We start from the raw sequence: 332 nt of genomic DNA, 5'->3' as shown, positions 1-332 counted from the left end.
GGCTATGGCGGGTCCGACCCTTTCGAACTGCCCCGCCCGCTCGATTACATGACGCGGGAGGCGACGCAGGTACTGGGGCCGGTGCTCGACAGGTTCGGTATCGAAGATGCGATCCTGCTCGGCCATTCAGACGGGGCCACGATCTGCGCGATCTATGCGGGATCGGTTTCGGATATGCGCGTGCGGGGCCTTGTGCTGATCGCGCCGCATTTTTTCACCGAGCCGGATGGACTGGCCGCTATCCGTGAGGCGGGCCGCCAGTATGAGGAAGGCGATCTGCGGACCCGGCTGGAGCGGCATCACGACAATGTGGATAACGCCTTTCGGGGCTG

Annotated in this window: 1 protein-coding gene; it reads left to right on the top strand. The window is 64.2% G+C overall.

Annotation, left to right across the window (positions count from 1 at the left end):
* Window positions 1-332: alpha/beta fold hydrolase (locus A3764_RS21465; RefSeq protein WP_150122383.1), on the top strand; the 332-nt coding region annotated here is incomplete at both ends.

The organism is Sulfitobacter sp. HI0129, from assembly GCF_001635395.1.
Classification (GTDB): Bacteria; Pseudomonadota; Alphaproteobacteria; order Rhodobacterales; family Rhodobacteraceae; genus Sulfitobacter.
Note: the sequence above shows the minus strand (reverse complement) of the source record. Positions and strands in the feature narration are given on the sequence as shown.